This window comes from Bacillus sp. SIMBA_031, assembly GCF_046535225.1.
Lineage (GTDB): Bacteria > Bacillota > Bacilli > Bacillales > Bacillaceae > Bacillus > Bacillus velezensis.
Genome location: NZ_JAWRXC010000033.1, coordinates 1 through 835, shown reverse-complemented (window position 1 = coordinate 835; position 835 = coordinate 1). Strand labels below are relative to the sequence as shown.

Sequence of the window (835 nt, the reverse complement as noted above, 5' to 3'; positions counted from 1 at the left end):
ACGTTGTGAGGGTAAACAACTGGCGGTATGGATGCGGCGGGACCAGAGAAAAATCACTCAGGGTCAATGCCAGCGCTTCGTTAATACAGATGTAGGTGTTCCACAGGGTAGCCAGCAGCATCCTGCGATGCAGATCCGGAACATAATGGTGCAGGGCGCTGACTTCCGCGTTTCCAGACTTTACGAAACACGGAAACCGAAGACCATTCATGTTGTTGCTCAGGTCGCAGACGTTTTGCAGCAGCAGTCGCTTCACGTTCGCTCGCGTATCGGTGATTCATTCTGCTAACCAGTAAGGCAACCCCGCCAGCCTAGCCGGGTCCTCAACGACAGGAGCACGATCATGCGCACCCGTGGGGCCGCCATGCCGGCGATAATGGCCTGCTTCTCGCCGAAACGTTTGGTGGCGGGACCAGTGACGAAGGCTTGAGCGAGGGCGTGCAAGATTCCGAATACCGCAAGCGACAGGCCGATCATCGTCGCGCTCCAGCGAAAGCGGTCCTCGCCGAAAATGACCCAGAGCGCTGCCGGCACCTGTCCTACGAGTTGCATGATAAAGAAGACAGTCATAAGTGCGGCGACGATAGTCATGCCCCGCGCCCACCGGAAGGAGCTGACTGGGTTGAAGGCTCTCAAGGGCATCGGTCGAGATCCCGGTGCCTAATGAGTGAGCTAACTTACATTAATTGCGTTGCGCTCACTGCCCGCTTTCCAGTCGGGAAACCTGTCGTGCCAGCTGCATTAATGAATCGGCCAACGCGCGGGGAGAGGCGGTTTGCGTATTGGGCGCCAGGGTGGTTTTTCTTTTCACCAGTGAGACGGGCAACAGCTGATT

1 protein-coding gene and 1 pseudogene are annotated in these 835 nt (G+C 57.0%); both read right to left on the bottom strand.

Going from position 1 to position 835, the window contains the following annotated elements; translation table 11 throughout:
* Positions 1–256, bottom strand: a 256-nt coding sequence (locus SB724_RS22240) for a site-specific integrase (RefSeq protein ID WP_428829626.1), incomplete at its 3' end; no start/stop codon positions are given.
* A 50-nt stretch (positions 257–306) separates the two neighbouring features.
* Positions 307–648 (bottom strand): annotated as a pseudogene (locus SB724_RS19370) (hypothetical protein); the annotation flags it as partial.
* Positions 649–835: the final 187 nt, after the last annotated feature.